The 17871-nt window shown below is 73.7% G+C and carries 14 protein-coding genes, 2 tRNA genes and 1 riboswitch; of the genes, 5 read left to right on the plus strand and 11 right to left on the minus strand.

Annotated elements, in window-relative coordinates:
* Positions 1 to 190 precede the first annotated feature (190 nt).
* The 4 genes from EAO77_RS06400 to EAO77_RS06415 all read left to right on the plus strand — a co-directional run bounded on the left by EAO77_RS06400 (position 191) and on the right by EAO77_RS06415 (position 5339).
* Positions 191 to 1660: an MFS transporter gene (locus tag EAO77_RS06400; RefSeq protein WP_147987104.1), complete on the plus strand. Its 1470-nt coding sequence runs from the start codon at positions 191 to 193 to the stop codon at positions 1658 to 1660.
* Positions 1661 to 1731: 71 nt separating this feature from the next.
* Positions 1732 to 2961 (plus strand): L-2-hydroxyglutarate oxidase, encoded by a 1230-nt coding sequence (lhgO, locus tag EAO77_RS06405; protein WP_147987105.1) that lies wholly within the window; start codon positions 1732 to 1734, stop codon positions 2959 to 2961.
* A 92-nt stretch (positions 2962 to 3053) separates the two neighbouring features.
* Positions 3054 to 3803 (plus strand): tRNA (guanosine(46)-N7)-methyltransferase TrmB, encoded by a 750-nt coding sequence (gene trmB / locus EAO77_RS06410; RefSeq protein WP_261993965.1) that lies wholly within the window; start codon positions 3054 to 3056, stop codon positions 3801 to 3803.
* A gap of 243 nt (positions 3804 to 4046) precedes the next feature.
* Complete coding sequence (locus tag EAO77_RS06415) at positions 4047 to 5339, plus strand: PrsW family intramembrane metalloprotease (protein WP_410088521.1); 1293 nt, start codon at positions 4047 to 4049, stop codon at positions 5337 to 5339.
* Between the two features lie 90 nt (positions 5340 to 5429).
* Here the strand turns inward: EAO77_RS06415 and EAO77_RS06420 are convergent, their stop codons facing one another.
* The 11 genes from EAO77_RS06420 to EAO77_RS06470 all read right to left on the minus strand — a co-directional run bounded on the left by EAO77_RS06420 (position 5430) and on the right by EAO77_RS06470 (position 16261).
* The gene (locus tag EAO77_RS06420; protein ID WP_147987107.1) at positions 5430 to 6374 is read right to left on the minus strand and encodes an aldo/keto reductase; all 945 of its coding nucleotides are present in this window, start codon (positions 6372 to 6374) and stop codon (positions 5430 to 5432) included.
* 159 nt (positions 6375 to 6533) lie between these two features.
* A complete protein-coding gene (locus EAO77_RS06425; RefSeq protein ID WP_147987108.1) occupies positions 6534 to 7586 on the minus strand; it encodes a M23 family metallopeptidase in 1053 nt (350 codons plus the stop codon).
* An 11-nt stretch (positions 7587 to 7597) separates the two neighbouring features.
* A riboswitch (cyclic di-AMP (ydaO/yuaA leader) is annotated at positions 7598 to 7754 on the minus strand.
* A gap of 323 nt (positions 7755 to 8077) precedes the next feature.
* On the minus strand, positions 8078 to 9241 hold the full coding sequence (locus EAO77_RS06430) for a PP2C family protein-serine/threonine phosphatase (RefSeq protein WP_147987109.1): 1164 nt from the start codon (positions 9239 to 9241) through the stop codon (positions 8078 to 8080).
* A 209-nt stretch (positions 9242 to 9450) separates the two neighbouring features.
* Positions 9451 to 9524, minus strand: a tRNA-Met gene (locus EAO77_RS06435).
* 64 nt (positions 9525 to 9588) lie between these two features.
* Positions 9589 to 10893 (minus strand): globin domain-containing protein, encoded by a 1305-nt coding sequence (locus tag EAO77_RS06440; protein ID WP_147988988.1) that lies wholly within the window; start codon positions 10891 to 10893, stop codon positions 9589 to 9591.
* 76 nt (positions 10894 to 10969) lie between these two features.
* Complete coding sequence (locus EAO77_RS06445; RefSeq protein ID WP_147987110.1) at positions 10970 to 11422, minus strand: RrF2 family transcriptional regulator; 453 nt, start codon at positions 11420 to 11422, stop codon at positions 10970 to 10972.
* A gap of 123 nt (positions 11423 to 11545) precedes the next feature.
* A tRNA-Lys gene (locus EAO77_RS06450) sits at positions 11546 to 11618 on the minus strand.
* A gap of 386 nt (positions 11619 to 12004) precedes the next feature.
* Positions 12005 to 14194 carry a DEAD/DEAH box helicase gene (locus EAO77_RS06455; RefSeq protein ID WP_147987111.1) on the minus strand — a complete coding sequence of 730 codons (2190 nt, stop codon included), beginning with the start codon at positions 14192 to 14194 and terminating at the stop codon, positions 12005 to 12007.
* Positions 14195 to 15046: 852 nt separating this feature from the next.
* Entirely contained in the window at positions 15047 to 15409 is a 363-nt protein-coding gene (locus tag EAO77_RS06460; protein WP_147987112.1) for a fluoride efflux transporter FluC, read from the minus strand.
* A gap of 37 nt (positions 15410 to 15446) precedes the next feature.
* Positions 15447 to 15914, minus strand: a complete 468-nt coding sequence (locus EAO77_RS06465) for a fluoride efflux transporter FluC (RefSeq protein ID WP_147987113.1) — start codon at positions 15912 to 15914, stop codon at positions 15447 to 15449.
* A complete protein-coding gene (locus EAO77_RS06470; protein ID WP_187283134.1) occupies positions 15911 to 16261 on the minus strand; it encodes a metallopeptidase family protein in 351 nt (116 codons plus the stop codon). Before EAO77_RS06470 ends, EAO77_RS06465 begins: the two co-directional genes overlap by 4 nt.
* Before the next feature lie 43 nt (positions 16262 to 16304).
* On the opposite strand from EAO77_RS06470, the gene EAO77_RS06475 reads away from it, so the two are divergent.
* Positions 16305 to 17871 (plus strand): metallophosphoesterase (locus tag EAO77_RS06475; RefSeq protein ID WP_187283249.1); only part of this gene is annotated, 1567 nt, incomplete at its 3' end.

Raw genomic sequence — 17871 nt, forward strand, 5'->3', positions numbered from 1 at the left:
GGTCGGGATGTGGCGAACTACGCTGTGTTCACTGCTGTCCTCTGCGGGCGCGCATATTCCGGGTGGTCCGGCCACATGCTTTTGCAGCCGGGACCGGCCGGGACGGGGGGTGTGCGAACCGGGAGGACACAGCACGAATGCCGTGCGCCCCGTGTGTCACGGCAGCCGTCTGCGTGTCGAGGGGTGGCGCATGTCCAGGGAGCAACGCGGGCCGAACGAAAAGCTCGGCACCGTTCTCGCCCTCGCGGGAATCAGCAACGCCGGGCTCGCCCGGCGGGTGAACGACCTCGGGGCGCAGCGCGGTCTGACCCTCCGGTACGACAAGACGTCGGTCGCCCGGTGGGTGTCCAAGGGCATGGTGCCGCAGGGCGCCGCACCCCATCTCATCGCGGCCGCGATCGGCGCCAAGCTGGGCCGGCCGGTGCCTCTCCACGAGATCGGTCTGGCCGACGCCGACCCGGCGCCGGAGGTCGGTCTCGCCTTTCCGCGCGACGTCGGCGAAGCGGTGAAATCGGCCACCGATCTGTACCGCCTGGATCTCGCGGGACGACGCACGGGCGGCGGCGGTATATGGCAGTCGCTGGCGGGTTCGTTCGCCGTGAGCGCGTACGCGACGCCCGCCTCCCGCTGGCTGATAACCCCGGCGGACCCGACCGTCGCCCGGCTGGTCGCTCCCCCGCCGGCGGAACCGGCCGACCGCGCCGCCGGGCCCGCGCCCGAGGCGCCGGGTGACGACGCCGCGGTGCGCGTCGGCCACAGCGACGTCACCAAGCTGCGCGAGGCCGCCGAGGACGCACGCCGCTGGGACTCCAAGTACGGCGGTGGCGACTGGCGTTCGTCGATGGTGCCCGAGTGCCTGCGGGTGGACGCCGCGCCGCTGCTGCTCGGCTCCTACTCGGACGAGGTGGGACGCGCCCTGTTCGGCGCGACCGCCGAACTCACCAGACTGGCCGGCTGGATGGCGTTCGACACCGGTCAGCAGGAGGCCGCCCAGCGCTACTACATCCAGGCGCTGCGCCTGGCGCGCGCCGCGGCCGACGTCCCGCTCGGCGGATACGTGCTCGCCTCCATGTCGCTCCAGGCGACGTACCGGGGCTTCGCCGACGAGGGCGTGGACCTCGCCCAGGCGGCGCTGGAGCGCAACCGCGGCCTCGCCACCGCCCGCACCATGAGCTTCTTCCGGCTGGTGGAGGCCCGAGCCCACGCCAAGGCGAACGACGCGGCGGCCGCCGGGCAGGCGCTGAAGGCCGCTGAGGGCTGGCTGGAGCGTTCCCGCGAGGGCGACGCGGACCCGTCGTGGCTCGGCTTCTACTCGTACGACCGCTTCGCCGCCGACGCCGCCGAGTGCTACCGCGACCTCAAGGCCCCGCGGCAGGTGCGCCGCTTCACCGAGCAGGCGCTGTCGCGGCCGACGGAGGAGTTCGTCCGTTCGCACGGGCTGCGGCTGATCGTCAGCGCGGTGGCCGAGCTGGAGTCGGGCAACCTGGACGCGGCGTGCGCCGCCGGCACCCGCGCCGTCGAGGTCGCCGGACGCATCTCGTCGGCGCGCACCACCGAGTACGTGCGCGATCTCCTGCACCGCCTGGAGCCGTACGGCGACGAGCCGCGGGTGATGGAGCTGCGCGAGCGGGCACGCCCGCTCCTGGCCGCCCCGGCATGACACGGTGCACACCTGGTTTGAGGGCGCGGTCCGCGGGCCAGTGCACTATCGGGGTGGGAGGTGACGCGGTGATGGCATCCGTGCGGAGCTTCGACTGCGACGTGCTGGTGATCGGCGGGGGGATCGTCGGCCTGTCCACGGCGTATGCGCTGACGCGCTCGGCGCCCGGGACCCGGGTGACGGTGCTGGAGAAGGAGGCGGGGCCCGCCCGTCACCAGACCGGGCGCAACAGCGGGGTGATCCACAGCGGGATCTACTACCGTCCCGGCTCCCTCAAGGCGCGGTTCGCGGTCCGCGGCGCGGCCGAGATGGTCAAGTTCTGCGCCGAGTACGGCATCGACCACCGGGTCACCGGCAAGCTCATCGTGGCGACCGGCCGGGACGAGCTGCCGCGGCTGCACGCCCTGGTCCAGCGGGGCCGTGAGAACGGGATCCCGGTGCGCGAGCTCGGTGCGGCCCAGATCGGCGAGTACGAACCCGAGGTGCGCGGACTGGCCGCGATCCACGTGGGGACGACCGGGATCTGCGACTACCGGGCGGTGGCGGCACAGCTCGCCCGGGCCGCGGACGCCGATGTGCGCTACGGCGAGGAGGTCGCCGCGATCGACCGCCGGCCGTGGGGTGTGGCCGTGCGCACGGTGGCCGGGACCGTGGTGCGGGCGCGGGCCCTCGTGAACTGCGCCGGGCTGCACTGCGACCGGGTGGCGCGTCTGGCGGGCGACGACCCGAAGATGCGGATCGTCCCCTTCCGGGGCGAGTACTACGACCTGGCCAGGCCGGACCTCGTCCGCGGCCTGGTCTACCCGGTGCCGGACCCGGCCTTCCCCTTCCTCGGCGTCCACCTGACCCGGGGTGTCGACGGTGGCGTCCACGTCGGACCGAACGCGGTCCCGGCCCTCGCCCGCGAGGGCTACAGCTGGTCGGTGGTCCGCCCCGCCGAGCTGGCCGCCACCCTGCGCTGGCCCGGCTCCTGGCGGATCGCCCGCAGGCACTGGCGGTACGGGGCGGGCGAGCTGCACCGCTCGCTGTCCCGGCGCGCCTTCACCGAGGCGGTGCGCCGGCTGCTGCCGCAGGTCACCGAGGACGATCTGCGCCCGGCGCCCGCCGGTGTCCGTGCCCAGGCGGTCCTGCGGGACGGGACGCTGGTCGACGACTTCCTGATCCGCGAGGCCCCGCGGACGGTGCACGTGCTGAACGCGCCCTCCCCCGCGGCGACCGCCTCCCTGCCGATCGGCCGTGAGGTGGCCCGGCGGGTGCTGGCGTCACTGGCCGGGGAGACCACGGCCCGCGCACGGCCCTGAGCCGGCGCCCCGGGCCACCCGGTGCGGCCTCGTAGAATCGAGGCACTGTGTCTGAGTCCCGAAACACCACCCCCGACGCCCTCCCGCAGCCGATGATCCGCGCCAAGGGCGAGCCCCGATTCCCCGGCGGACCCGCCGCCGACCCCGCCGGATCGCACCACGAGCGGCGGATCCGCAGCTTCCAGCCGCGGCGGAGCCGGGTGACCACCGGGCAGGAGGACGCCCTCCAGCGTCTGTGGCCCGTGTGGGGGCTCGACATCGACGGGCGCCGGGTCCTCGATCTCGACGAGATGTTCGGCGGGCTGCCGGTCGTCCTGGAGATCGGTTTCGGCATGGGCGAGGCGACCGCGCAGATGGCCGCCGACGACCCGGCGACCGGCATCCTCGCCGTCGATGTGCACACCCCCGGCCAGGGCAACCTTCTCGGCCTCGCCGAGCGGAACGGCCTGGACAACGTCCGGGTGGCCAACGGCGACGCGATCATCCTGCTGCGCGAGATGCTGGCGCCGCACTCCCTGCACGGGATGCGGGTCTACTTCCCCGACCCCTGGCCGAAGAAGCGGCACCACAAGCGGCGGCTGATCCAGCCGGAGTTCCTGACCCTGGCCGCCCGGCGCCTGGCACCCGGCGCCGTCCTGCACTGCGCGACGGACTGGGAGCCGTACGCGGAGCAGATGCTGGAGGTGCTCGGCGCGCACCCCGACTTCGAGAACACCGTCGCCGGCGGCGGTTACGCGCCGCGTCCCGCCTTCCGGCCGCTGACCCGCTTCGAGGGCCAGGGCCTGGACAAGGGGCACACCGTGCACGACCTGCTCTTCCGCCGGGTGGACCGGGAGCACTGAGCCCACTGGGCCGGGAGGGCCGGGAGCACGGAGCCGACTGCGGCGGGTGGACCGGGAGCACGGAGCCGGGAGGGCCGGGAGCACGGACGAGCGGTGCTCCGGGAGCGCTGAACCGGCCCGCCCGCGGCCGTCCGGCGCGGGGGCGCACCGTCGCGCCGTGTCGGTGGCTGTCGTTAGGGTCGTCGGGTGTCCGAACCATCGCAGCAGCCGCCGACGGCGTCCGGCCCGCCGTACCCCATACCGGTGCGCGAGCCGGAGCACACCGGTGAGCCGGACGCGCCGTCGGCGCCCGCCCGCTCCCGCCGCACGTACGCCGCACGGCTGTGGCGCAGCAGGATGGTCCGCGCGGGAGCGGTGTGCCTGCTGCTCGCCCTGTGCGCCCTGGTGATCCTGGCCCTGGTCCGTGAGCAGACCGGCACGCCCGGCTTCCTGGTGGGTCTCGGGCTCGCCACGCTGCCGGTGCCGCTGCTGCTCGCCGCCTTCCGCTGGCTGGACCGGGTCGAGCCGGGCCCCTGGCGGAATCTGCTGTTCGCCTTCGGCTGGGGCGCCTTCGCCGCCGCGCTCGTCGCGATCCTCGCCAACTCCTTCGCGACGCGCTGGATCGCCACCGCGACCGCCGACCCGGCGTCGGCCGACACCCTCGGCGCGACCGTGATAGCCCCGGTCGTGGAGGAGACCGCCAAGGCCGTCGCGATCCTGCTGATCTTCCTGTTCCGCAGACGTGACTTCCACGGCATCGTCGACGGGGTGGTCGTCGCCGGCTTCACCGCCACCGGTTTCGCCTTCACCGAGAACATCCTCTACCTGGGCAACGCCTTCGGTGAGGACCAGGCGTTCGGAAGCTCGGGCCTCGGTTCGGTGACCGCGGCGACGTTCTTCGTCCGCGTCGTGATGTCGCCGTTCGCGCACCCGCTCTTCACCGTGCTCACCGGCATCGGCTTCGGCATCGCCGCCCTCTGGCCGCGGCGCCGGCGGATACGGCGCGTCCTGCTGCCGCTGCTGGGGCTGCTGCTCGCCATGGGCATGCACGCCCTGTGGAACGGATCGACGACGCTCTTCGGGCCGTGGGGCTTCTACGCGGTGTACGCGGCCTTCATGGTGCCCGCGTTCGGGCTGCTGACCTGGTGGACGATATGGACGCGCCAGCGGGAGCTGCGCACGATCTCCGCCCAGCTGCCGGCGTACGCGGTGGCCGGCTGGCTGACGACGCCCGAGCCGCAGGCGCTGTCGTCGATGCGCGCCCGCACCCTGGCCCGGGACTTCGCCCGGCGCACGTACGGGCGTCCGGCGGCGCACGCGGTCTCCGAGTACGAGACGTACGCGACCTCGCTCGCCTTCCTGCGGCACCGGGCCCACCGCGGCACGGCGGGCCCGGACTTCGTGGAGCGCGAGCGGGAACTCCTGCACCACCTGTGGCTCCGCAGGGAGGTGGCCGCACCGTCGCTGACGTACGCGGCCCGGGCGACGGGCCGGGTCGCGGTGCCGCCGCCGCACCGCGACTACGACGTGTTCAACCCCTACCGCGCGACTCCCTGACGACGGCGCCGGCCGCGGCCCCCGGGACGACGGCGCCCGCGGGACGGCGGCACCGGCCGGGACCTGCGGGACGGCGGCGGACCACGCGGGCTACGCGGACGCGGCCGTCAGCTCGTCCAGCTCCGCGGCCGTCAGCTCCAGACCGGCCACCGCGACCAGCGCCGGCACCTGCTCCACGGTGCGCGCCGAGGCGATCGGCGCCACGACGGTCGGCTGTGCGGCCAGCCACGCGAGGGCGACCGTGGCGACCTCGGCCCCGCGGGCCCCGGCGATCCGGTCGAGCGCGGCGAGGACGCCGCGGCCCCGCCCGGTCTCCAGGTGCTTGCCGGCGCCCTGCGCCCGGGCGCTGTCGACGGTGGTGCCCGGACGGTACTTGCCGGTGAGGAAGCCGGAGGCGAGGGCGTAGTAGGGCACGGCGGCGAGGCCGGCACGGCCCGCCTCGTCCGCGAGGGCGCCCTCGTAGGTGTCCCGCGACACCAGGTTGTAGTGGGGCTGGAGGACGGTGTAGCCGGTGAGGCCCTCGCTCTCGGCGAAGTCGAGGGACGCCCGCAGGCGCTCGGCGCTCAGGTTGGAGGCGCCCAGGGCACGGACCTTGCCGTCCTTCACCAGTTGGTCGAGCGCGACGACGATCTCCTCGACGGGGACGGCCGGGTCGTCGAAGTGGGTGTAGTACAGGTCGATGTGATCGGTGCCCAGACGCCGGAGGGACTCCTCCGCCCCCGCCTTGATCGTGGTGGCGCTCAGGCCCTTGAACCGCGGGTGCGCACCGACCTTGGTCGCGACGACGACGTCGGCCCGGTTGCCGCGCGCGGCGAGCCACTCGCCGATGACGGTCTCGGACTCGCCGCCCTCGTTGCCCGGCGCCCAGGAGGAGTAGGTGTCGGCCGTGTCGACGAAGTTGCCGCCCGCGGCGGCGTACGCGTCCAGGACGGCGAAGGACTGGTCCCGGTCGGCGGTCCATCCGAAGACGTTGCCGCCGAGGGCGAGGGGGAAGACGTCGAGACCGGACCGGCCGAGTGTGCGTAGAGAGGTCATGAGCGGTCAACCGCCCGGTCCCTCCCCGCTATTCCGGCGGCGGACGACGCCCATCGGCTTCCCCGGCACCGCACGCGGGTCCGCCGGCCCAGGCGTCGGGGGGTGAGCGCCGGGACCGGCGGGGTCCGTCGGGAGGTCGTGCCCGCGTGGCGGGGAGGGTCAGACGGTGAGGCCCTTGCCCCGCAGCCAGGCGAGCGGGTCGATGCCGGAGCCGCCCGGGGTGTGGACCTCCATGTGCAGGTGGGGTCCGGTGACGTTGCCCGTGGCGCCGACGCGGCCGATGGTCTCGCCGGTGGTGACCTTCTGGCCGGCGCTCGCGGTCATCGACGACAGGTGGGCGTACCAGACCTCGGTGCCGTCCTCGAGTTCCAGCACGATGCGGTAGCCGTACGAGCCGGACCAGCCCGCCGAGGTGACGGTGCCGGTGTGAACGGCCTTGACCGGGGTACCCGTCGGTGCCGCGAAGTCCAGGCCGGTGTGCTGACCGGAGGACCACATGGAACCGGACTCGCCGTAGGTGGAGGTGAGCGTGTACGAGGACGTGGGCAGCGACCAGCTCGCGGCGAGCTTGGCGAGGCGCTCCGCCTCGGCCTTCGCCCTGGCGGCCTCCTCGGCCTTGCGCTTCTCCTCGGCCGCCTGCTCCTCGGCGGCCGTCTGCTGCTTCGCGGCCTGGGCGGCCGCCTGCTCGGCGGCCGCCTTCTCCGCCGCCGCCTTGAGCTCGGCGTCGGCCTCGGCCTGCTGCTGCTCGGCCTGCTGGAGGATCCGGGCGCGCAGTGCCTCGCCCGCGCCGGCCGCCTGCTCGCCGCCGGACTGCGCGCCGCTGTCGGCGACCGCGGTCATCGCCGTGAGCGGGGCGTGGTTCGCGGTCCCGTCGCCGGAGTCCGCGTCGCCGGAGATCAGCGAGCCCACTCCCGGGAGGGAGGAGGCGTCGGGAAGGTGGTCGGTGAGGGAGTCGGGAAGCGATATGGACACCGCGGGCTTGTCCTGCGCGGTGGCCATGCCACCCGCGCCGACGGCCGCGATGACGCCGACTCCGAGAACGGTGGAGCTGCGGGCGAGTCCGCCCCGCTGCTTGGCCACGCGGTGCCGCCCGCGCACGGGCCGGATGGACTCCTCGGTCGGATTCCACTCCTCGCGCGACCGCTCCGGGGCGTCGCCGCCGAAAGAGGGAGGGGCGAACGGGGCCTCGGGGGCAGGCATGTTGGACGCCACGAAGGCGTACTCCTTTCCTTCCTTCTCGCCTACCGGGTTAGCTGACGGGTTCGGAGCAGGAAGGTCTCCTACGGGAGCCATCGGCCGCGCACAGAGCGGCAGATGATGCCCGATTCACCCCAATTGGTGGTTCCCCGGTTCCCTTGCGGAATTCGGCGCGCGCATACGGTGCCGTCATGGGCGACGACTGGGACGACCGCGTTGCGTTATCGAACGTTAATAGACGGCGGGGCCGGATTCCAAGCTGTTCCGACTGATCGTTAACGACTGTGGCCAGGACTTATCAGGACAGAAGCAGCCGGAATCGGGCGACTTGATCACCCTTCAGATGGATCACCGTTCCTGACGGTGCGTCACATGTTATGCGCAGTGGCATTTCCCGATTACGCACGGTGCCCGCCCGCTCCCGGGCCCGCCCTCGCCCTCGCCCTCGTACGGGCGAGGACCGGCCAGGAGCACGGCACCGCCCGTGCGGACGGGCCGGACCAGCCTCAGCCGGCGGGGACGACCGGGACCGTACGGCGCCGGTGCGGCTGCCCGGCGACGGGGCGGGCCACCGCCATCAGCGCCATGTCGTCGGACGGCCCGCCTCCCGAGTAGCGCCGCACGTCGTCCACCAGGGCGTCCAGCAATTCCTCGGGCCCCGGGAACACACGGCCGCGCAGCCGCTCGCGCGGGTCGTAGAAGACCCCGTGCGCGTCACGCGCCTCGGAGAGGCCGTCGGTGTAGAGCAGCAGCGTGGAACCGGCCGGCAGCGCGTACTCGTCCGCCCGGTCCGGCCCGCCGCCCAGGTCTCCCATCCCGAGCGGCAGCGCCGGCTCCGTCGGGGTCAGCGACGCCAGCGCGCCGTCCGCGTGGAGCAGCAGGGGGTCGGGGTGGCCCCGGTTCACCAGCCTGACCGACTGCCCGTCCCCGTCCGGCCCGCCCTCCCGGACAGTCGGGATCTCGCCGATGACGGCCGTGGTGAAGCCCTCGAAGGCGTCCAGCCCCGGCCGCCGTACGCCCTCGCGTTTCAGCGCCCGCTCCAGCCGCTGGGCCACCGCCTCCAGGGTGCTCTCCTGCTCGGCCGCCTCCCGGAAGGATCCGAGCAGCACGGCCACGGCCGAGACCGCCTCCATGCCCTTGCCCCGGACGTCCCCCACGATCAGCCGCACCCCGTAGGGGGTGTCCTGCACGGCGAAGAGGTCACCGCCGATGAACGCGTCCGCCTGGGCGGCCTCGTACCGCGCGGCGACATGGAGCCCGGCGATACGGTCCTGCGGCTCGGGCAGCACGGCCCGCTGGGCGGCCTCGGCGATCACCCGGGCCGAGGCCAGGCGCTCGCTGCCCAGTCGTACGACACGGTTGATCAGCAGCGCGACGGCCGACACGGTGGCCACCGTGGTCACCTCGGTGAAGGAGGTGATCTCGGTGGCGTCCTCGTTGTAGACGTGCAGTCCGGCGGTGGCCACCACCGCGGCGATGCCGGTGAGCAGGGTCACCACCCAGGAGGTGAGAGCTCCCGCCACCAGGGGCGCCGCCGCGAAGAGCGGCACGGCGGTGAAGCGGGGCGGGCTGAGTGCGTCGAAGAACACGCCGCCGACGATCATCACCGCAGGGAGCAGCCGCAGGTACCACGGAGTCCGGAAGGTGCTGTGCCGCTGTCGCCCCGCCATGGCTCTCCCGCCGCTTCCGCCGTACGGCCACGGCCACCACCGGTGCCGTGCACTTCCATGCTGCGGGCGGACGGCCGACGCGGCGACTTGCCGCGGCCCCGCCGGGCGAAACCGCAGGCCGCGGGCGGTTCCGGCGGCGGAATCACGCCCGGAAAACGACGGTGGCCCGTCATTCGATGCGATCTCGAATGACGGGCCACCGTCTTCAGTAGCGGGGACAGGATTTGAACCTGCGACCTCTGGGTTATGAGCCCAGCGAGCTACCGAGCTGCTCCACCCCGCGTCGGTGAACACAACCTTACGCCATCCGGAGCGTCCTTCCGACCACCTTTTCCCGCGCCCCCTTCCTACCGGCCGCCCGGCCCGCTCTCCGAGGCGGACGGCGCCGGGGTCCGGGCGCCTCCGGGGGCCACGGCGGTGCCGGCCGCGGCGGCCGGCGCGTCCTGTCCGAGGGCGGCCGGCGCGTCCTGTCCGAGCCAGAGGTCCGGCCCGAAGACCTCGTAGTGGATCCGCTGCGCCGGGACGCCCCGGCGCAGCAGGTCCCCCCGCACCGCCTTCATGAACGGCAGCGGACCGCAGAGGTAGGCGGTCAGGCCCTCGGGCAGGTCGAGGGAGCCGATGTCCATCCGCCCGGTGGCGGCGCCGTCGCCCTCCTGCTCGTACCAGACGCCCAGCCGGGCGTGCGGATTCCGGTCGGCCAGCTCTCGCAGTTCCTCGCGGTGCGCGTGGTCGGCGGCGCTGCGGTCGGCGTGCGCCACCACGACCTGCCGGGTCTGCCCGGTCGCGGTCAGATGACCGAGCACGGAGAGCATGGGCGTCCCGCCGATCCCCGCGGAGGCCAGGAGCAGCGGGCCGTCACCCGTCCCGTCGAGCACCAGGTCGCCGAAGGGGAGGGAGACGCGCAGCGTGTCGCCGGGGTGCGCGTGCTCGTGCAGCCACGCCGAGACCTCGCCCTCGGGGCCGGCTCCGTCGCGCAGCCGCTTGACGCTGATGCGCCAGGTGTCGGCGCCCGGGGCGGCGGACAGGCTGTACTGCCGTATCTGACGTGCCCCGTCGGGCAGTCGCACCTGGACGCCGATGTACTGGCCGGGCCGGAACGGGCCGGCCGGGCGGCCGTCGGCGCGGCGCAGGACGTAGGAGACGACGTCGGCCGTCTCCTGTCGCCGTGCGGCGACCTCCATCTGCTGCCAGACCTCGCCGTCGGCGACGCCCGCCTCCTGGTAGAGGCGGCTCTCACGGGCGATCAGGGCGCCGGCCATCAGCCAGTAGACCTCGTCCCACGCCTCGGCCACCTCGGGGGTCACGGCGTCGCCGAGCACCTCCGCGATGGCCGCGAAGAGATGGCGGTGGACGAGCTCGTACTGATCGGAGGTGACGCCGAGGGAGGCGTGCTTGCCGGCGATCCGGGCGAGCATCGCGTCGGGCCGCTCGTCCGGCCGCTCCAGCAGCATTCCCGCGAAGGCGGCGATGGAGCCGGCCAAAGCCTGCCGCTGCTGCCCGTTGGCCTGGTTGCCGCGGTTGAAGAGGTCGCGCAGCAGTTCGGGGCGGTCGGCGAACAGCTTGGCGTAGAACAGGTCGGCGATCTCGCCGATCGCGGCGCCCACGGCGGGGAGGGTGGCCCGGACGACGGGCACGGACTGGTCGGACAGCACGACGACTCCTAATAGGTGAATGATCTTCAGGTTTAACACCAGGAAGCGAGGACACCCAGGCCCCGGAGGCCGGGCTTCACTCCGTGCCGGGCCTCCGGCCGACCAGCCCGACGAGCACCGGGCCCGTCGGTGACGCCACCAGATCCCCCACGGTCAGCGGGTCGAGCGTGGCGTAGAAGGCCTCCTGCGCCTCCCGCAGCGCCCGCCGCAGCCGGCACGCCCCGCGCAGCGGGCAGGGGGCGTCGCCCTCACAGGTCACGACCTCCCCCTCGCCCTCCAACTCGCGCACCAGCCAGCCGAGCGAGGCTCCTCGCCCGAGCCCGGTCAGCGTCAGCCCGCCACCCCGGCCGCGCCGCGCCTCGACGACCCCGAGGTGCTGCAGCCGGGCGACGACCTTCGCCATGTGCGCAGCGGGCACGTTCATCACCTCGGCAACCTCACGGGTGGTCGAGGCGGGCACGTCGCCCTCGGCGACGGCGAGCCGCATGACGGCACGGAGGGCGAGATCGGTGAACCTGGTCAGCCGCATGCGGCGACCCTAGCAAACACGTATTTCATACTCCGATTTGGGGCCTCGTGGGTCGGGCCCGGAGGCCCGGGGACGACGACAGCCCCTGTCCGGGACCACGGTCCCGGACAGGGGCTGAAGAGGTAGGCCGTGTGGGACTCGAACCCACAACCAACGGATTAAAAGTCCGCTGCTCTGCCAATTGAGCTAACGGCCCTCGGCACAACACCCCTGAGCATAGCCAAAGAGATCCCCCGCGCCGATCGGGTATCCCGACACCGGCCTGTCCGGCCGCGGTCCGGAGGCCCGGACCGCGGCCGTAAGCCGGTCGGTACCGGTCCTTGACGGCCTGCCGGCCGCTCGTCCCGATCTGCGCCCGCGCCGCGAGCGTCGCCACCGGCCACCTTGTTCCGCACGCTGTGACGCCGGGAAGCCCGCGGCTTCGAGAACCACCCCCGTCCGTTCCCGGATGCGTCGGCCGCCTGATGTCCCCTCCGAAGGTCCTGCGGGCCGGCCAGGGAGCGGTCGGCCGGGCCCACGCATCAGGGCCCGTACGACACCGGGGTGTCGTACGGGCCCTGATCAGGCGTTCAGCAGTCCGCGTCAGCCGTTGCGCTTCCAGCGCGGCTTGTCGTCGCGGCGGCCGCCGAAGGAACCGGAGCCGGAGCCGGCGCCGCGGTGGTCGTCACGGCGGCCGTGCGGGCGGTCGTGGCGGTCGCCGCCGGAGCGGAAGCCGCCCGCGGGGCGGTCGTCGCGGCGGTCGCGGTTGAACGGGCGGTCGCTGCCCCGGTGGCCGGACGGACGCTCGTCGCGGCGGAAGCCGCCCGAGGAACGGTCGTCACGGCGCTCGAAGGAACGGCCGCCCCGGTCGTCACGGTTGAACCCACCACGGTCGTCACGACGCTCGTCACGGCGGAACCCGCCACGGTCGTTGTCACGGCGCTCGTCACGGCGGAAACCGCCCGAGGAACGGTCGTCACGACGCTCGAAGGAACGGCCGCCCCGGTCGTCACGGTTGAACCCACCACGGTCGTCACGACGCTCGTCACGGCGGAACCCGCCACGGTCGTTGTCACGGCGCTCGTCACGGCGGAAACCGCCCGAGGAACGGTCGTCACGACGCTCGAAGGAACGGCCGCCCCGGTCGTCACGGTTGAACCCACCACGGTCACGGTTGAAGCCACCGCGGTCGTCACGGCGCTCGCGGCGCTCGAAGTTGCCCCGGTCGTCGCGGCGTTCGAACGACGGGCGCTCCTCGCGGACCGGCTCGGGAGCCGGCTCCGGGGTGGCCGCGGCGACCTCGGCCTCGGCGGCCTCGGTCACCTCGGCGACCGCTGCCTCGGGGTCGTCACCGCGCTCACGGGCGGCACGCGCCACCAGGCGGTCGGCCTCTTCGCGCAGCTCGCCGGCACGGCGCTGGACGCGCTCCAGCTGACGGGTGAGCTCCACGACCTCGCGCTCGGCCTGCTTGGCCGCGTTGTTGGCGGAGTCGGCCTGGACCTCGGTCAGCGACCGGGCGCCCGTGATCTCGGCGACCTCGGGGTCGAAGGCGCCGGCACCGCCGACGATGTGGCGCGAGGCGTCGACGCCCGCGTCCTCCATCAGCCGGAAGATCTGGCGGCGCTGGTGCGGCAGCGACAGCGAGACCACGACACCGGACTTGCCGGCGCGGGCGGTGCGGCCCGAGCGGTGCAGGTAGTCCTTGTGGTCGCCGGCCGGGTCCACGTTGAGCACCAGGTCGATGCCGTCGACGTGGATGCCGCGGGCGGCGACGTCGGTCGCGACGAGCGCGTTGACGTAGCCGTCCTTGAAGTCGGCCAGCGTCCGCGTACGGGCACCCTGCGTCATGCCGCCGTGCAGCGCGTCGGCCTTCACACCGGCGTCGCGCAGCTGCTCGGCGATGCGGTCGGCGCCCAGCTGGGTGCGGACGAAGATGATGGTGCGGCCCTTGCGGGCGGCGATGGCGGCCGTGACCGGCGCCTTGTCCTTGGGCTTCACGACGAGCACGTGGTGCGTCATGGTCGTGACGTTGCCCTGGGCGCTGTCGACCTCGTGGCTGACCGGGTCGGTCAGGTAGCGCTTGACCAGGGTGGAGATCTCGTTCTCCATGGTGGCGGAGAACAGCATGCGCTGGCCGCCGGCCGGGACCTGGTCGAGGAGCTCGGTGACCTCGGGCAGGAAGCCCAGGTCGGACATCTGGTCGGCCTCGTCGAGGACGGCGACCTGGACGTTCTCCAGGGAGCAGGCGCCGCGGTTGATGATGTCGCGCAGACGGCCCGGAGTGGCGACGAGGACGTCGACGCCGCGCTCCAGGGCGTAGATCTGGTTGCCCATCGAGGTGCCGCCGCAGACGACCTTCATCTTGAGGCCGAGCACGTCGCCGTAGGGCTGGAGGGCGTCCGCGACCTGCATCGCGAGCTCGCGGGTCGGGGTGAGGATGACCGCGCGGGGCTTCTTCTTCTCGGTGTGGCCGCCGGCCAGCGTGGCCAGGGTGGGCAGACCGAAGGAGAGGGTCTTGCCGGAGCCGGTGCGGCCGCGGCCGAGGATGTCCTTGCCGGCCAGGGCGTCCGGGATGGTCGCCGCCTGGATCGGGAAGGGGGAGGTCACGCCGTTCTGGGCGAGCTTGCGCACGACGCCCTCGGGCAGACCGAGGTCGGCGAAGGTGGTCTCGGGGGCCTCGGTGACCTCGGCGGCCTCGATGACCTCTGCGGCCTCGGCCTCGACGGCTTCGATGACCTCGACGGCCTCGGCGCTCTCGGGCATGACGGCGTGATCAGTACTGAAAGTGGACATGCGAAATGCGAAACCTTCCGGAGTCTCGGCACGCGCCCAAACTCCGTGAATTCGCAATTCGACCGCCTCAATGCGGTCAGCCACGGCTAGGGAGAGTACGCGCCACGCGGCGCTCTTCTTTTTCGGCGCCGGGCAATGGGATCAAACGATCTACCACCATACGCACCCTCCACCGGCTGAGGCAAACCGGCTCGTGGTGAGCCGCGTCACGCCGGCCCCGCCTGGGGTGTCGCCACCGGTTCGGTGCCCGTCAGGTACTCCGGGTGCTGCTCCAGCGCCCGGAGTACCTGACGGGCACCGAACCGGTGGCGACACCCCAGGCGGGGCCGGCGTGACGCGGCTCACCACGAGCCGGTTTGCCTCAGCCGGTGGAGGGTGCGTATGGTGGTAGATCGTTTGATCCCATTGCCCGGCGCCGAAAAAGCCCGTGCGTCGTGCCCGCCCCCGGCCGGCCGGGGGCGGGCACGACGCACGGGACGGCGGAGCGGACGGGAAGGACGCCGGAGCCTCGCAGGACCCCGGCGCGGACCCGGGGACGTCCGCGGGCCCGAGCACGTCCGCGAGCCCCGGCGCGCGCCCCGGACCCGGGCAGGGCACAGGCGATCCGGGCACCCGGCCCACCGCGCCGCCACCCGACCGGCCGAGGCCATCACCGCCAGAGCGGTGGCGAGCCAGGCGGCGGCCGTTCGGCCGGGACGGGTCAACGGGCGCACGGGGCACCTCCGGGACGGGAAGGGGCGGGCGGGTCCCCCTGCCCAACTACCGTGCCCCCGCCGGGGACACGCCCTGTGCGCCGCCGTCCCGGCCGCCCGGGGCCCCTTGGGACCGTGGCTCCGCAGGGGCGCCGCCCTCTCAGCCGGTCAGGCCGCGGGCCGCCACCGTGCCCAGGTACAGCGCCCCGAGCCCGGCCGCCACCGACAGCCCCACGTTCACCGCGGCCGCGGCCGGACGCCCGCGCTCGGCGAGCCGCAGGGTCTCGTACGAGAACGTGGAGTACGTGGTGAGCGCCCCGCACAGCCCCGTGCCCAGCAGCGCGTGCGCCGCCGAGGAGACCGAAGCCCCGGCGAGAAGTCCGAGCACCAGGCTGCCCGCCGTGTTCACCGCGAAGGTGCCCCACGGGAAGCCGGAGGAGTGACGCGCCTGCACCGCACGGTCCGTCAGGAACCGCAGCGGGGCGCCCACCGCCGCGCCCGCCACCACCAGCAGCCAGGTCACCGTGCCACCGCCGCGCCCGCCGTCGCCGGCGGCCGGCTCACCCGGCCACCGCCCGGCCGAGGACGGCCCGGGTGGCCCGGGCGGCCGTCCCCACCGCGAGCAGGGCGCCGGCGGCCGTTCCCGCCGCGTAGAGCAGGGCCGGACCGGGCCTGCCGTGCTCCAGCAGGCCGACCGTGCCGGAGGCGTACGCCGAGAAGGTGGTGAACCCGCCGAGCACACCGACGCCCAGGCAGGGCCGCACCAGCGGATGCGCGGACCGGCCGCCCTCGGCGACCAGCGGCATCAGCACACCGATCAGCGCGCAGCCGAGGAGGTTGACCCCCAGAACGGCCCACGGGAAGCCGCCCGGCGGGGCGGGCCACAGCACCTCGGCGCCGTGCCGGGCCGTCGCGCCCGCCGCCCCGCCGGCCGCGATCACGCCGAGCACCGCCCAGCGGCCGTGCCCGCCGAACTCGGCCCGCGGGGTCGGGGCGGGCGGTTCCGGGTCCAGGGGCTCGTGGCTCACCCGTAACCCAGTTCGTGCAGCCGGGCGTCGTCGATCCCGAAGTGGTGGGCGATCTCGTGCACGACGGTGATCTCGGTCTCCACGACCACGTCCTCGCGCGTCTCGCACATGCGCAGCGTGGGGCCCCGGTAGATCGTGATGCGGTCCGGCAGCACCCCCGCGTACCACTCGCCGCGGTCCGTGAGCGGCGTCCCCTCGTAGAGCCCGAGCAGGTCGGGGTCGTCCTGGGCGGGTTCGTCCTCGACGAACACGGCGACGTTGTCCATCAGCCGCGTCAGTTCGGGCGGGATCCTGTCCAGGGCCTCGGCGACCAGTTCCTCGAACTCCTCGCGCGTCATCTCCAGCACCCGGCCATTGTCCCGCACAGGGTGGACCGGGCGCCGCCCCGGCATGGTCGGCCGCCGCTCGGGGCATACGGGACCAATGGCCCGCCGAGCCCCGTCCCCGCACCGCCCCCGCCGATCCGTCCGCACCGCGTTCCGCGCCCTGCTGCGCCCCGGCTCCGTCCCGGCCGGTCTCGAGCGCGCCCCGCACCCGTGGGCCCGCGCGCTCGGGATGACCGCCGTCGTCCTGGTCGGCGCCTGGCTGGGCCTGCTGATCGTGGGCAACGTGCGCACGCCGGTCGGTCCCATGGACACCACGATGACGCTGCGTCCCTCCCTCACCGGCGGCACCAAGATCAACGTCTCCCCGCTGGGCGCGCTGGAACTCGACTCCCATGTGGCACCCCTCCGTCTCGACGTCGACGTGGACCGGCTCGACCCGGCCCGTTCCCAGGCCCTGGTCGACAACCCCGAGCGGTTCTCCGGCCTCCAGGACGAGGTGGCCTCCGACGTCCTCGACGGCACCTCCGGGCTCGCGCTGCGCTCCTGCGTCGCCGTCGTGACCGGCGCGACCGCGCTCGGCCTCGCCGTCTACCGGCGTCCCCGCCGCGCACTCGCCGCCGGCGGGCTCGCGCTCGCGCTGCTCGCGGCGTCCGCCACCTCGGCGGCCGCGACCTGGAACCCGAAGTCCGTGCTGGAGCCGAAGTTCTCCGGGCTGCTGACCTCCGCCCCCTCCGTCGTCGGCAACGCCCGCTCGATCGTCACCGAGTTCGACGTCTACCAGAAGGAGTTGGCGCGCCTGGTCACCAATGTCACCAAGCTCTACGACGCCACCTCCACGCTTCCCGCCTACGCCCCCGACCCGGACACCCTGCGGGTGCTCCACGTCTCCGACATCCACCTCAACCCGGCCGCCTGGCACATCATCCGCTCGCTGGTGAAGCAGTACCGGATCGACGTGATCATCGACTCCGGCGACACGATGGACCACGGCAGCGCCGCCGAGAACGGCTTCCTCGACGCGATCCCCGGCCTCGGGGCGCCCTACGTCTGGGTGCGCGGCAACCACGACTCCCGCACCACGCAGGAGTACCTGTCCCGGATGAAGAACGTGCACGTCCTCGACGACGGGCGGGCGGTCACCGTCGCCGGCGTCCGCATCGCGGGCAGCGGCGATCCCCAGTTCACCCCCGACCGCACCGTCGTGGCCCAGGGCGACCCCGCCGAGCGCATGACGGGCATCCGCCTCGCCTCCGCCCTGCGCGACCAGGAGCGCGCCGGGACGCCGGTGGACATCGCGGTCGCCCACAATCCGGCGGCCGCGGCGGAGACCGACGGCACCGTGCCGCTCGTGCTCGCCGGCCACATCCACAAGCGCAAGAACGAGGTGATGGAGCTCGGCACCCGGCTGAAGATCGAGGGGTCGACCGGCGGCGGCGGACTGCGCGCCGTGCAGAACGAGAAGCCCGAGAAGGTGCGCGCCTCGGTGCTCTATCTGGACCGGGGCAACCGCCGTCTGCAGGCCTGGGACGAAGTCACCCTGGGCGGTCTCGGTCTGACGACGGCCGAGGTCAGCCGGCATGTGGTGGCGCCCCCGGCCCCCGCTCCCGCACCCCCGGCGACCTCGCCCAGCC

The sequence above is a fragment of the Streptomyces sp. T39 genome (assembly GCF_008042045.1).
Taxonomy (GTDB): domain Bacteria; phylum Actinomycetota; class Actinomycetes; order Streptomycetales; family Streptomycetaceae; genus Streptomyces.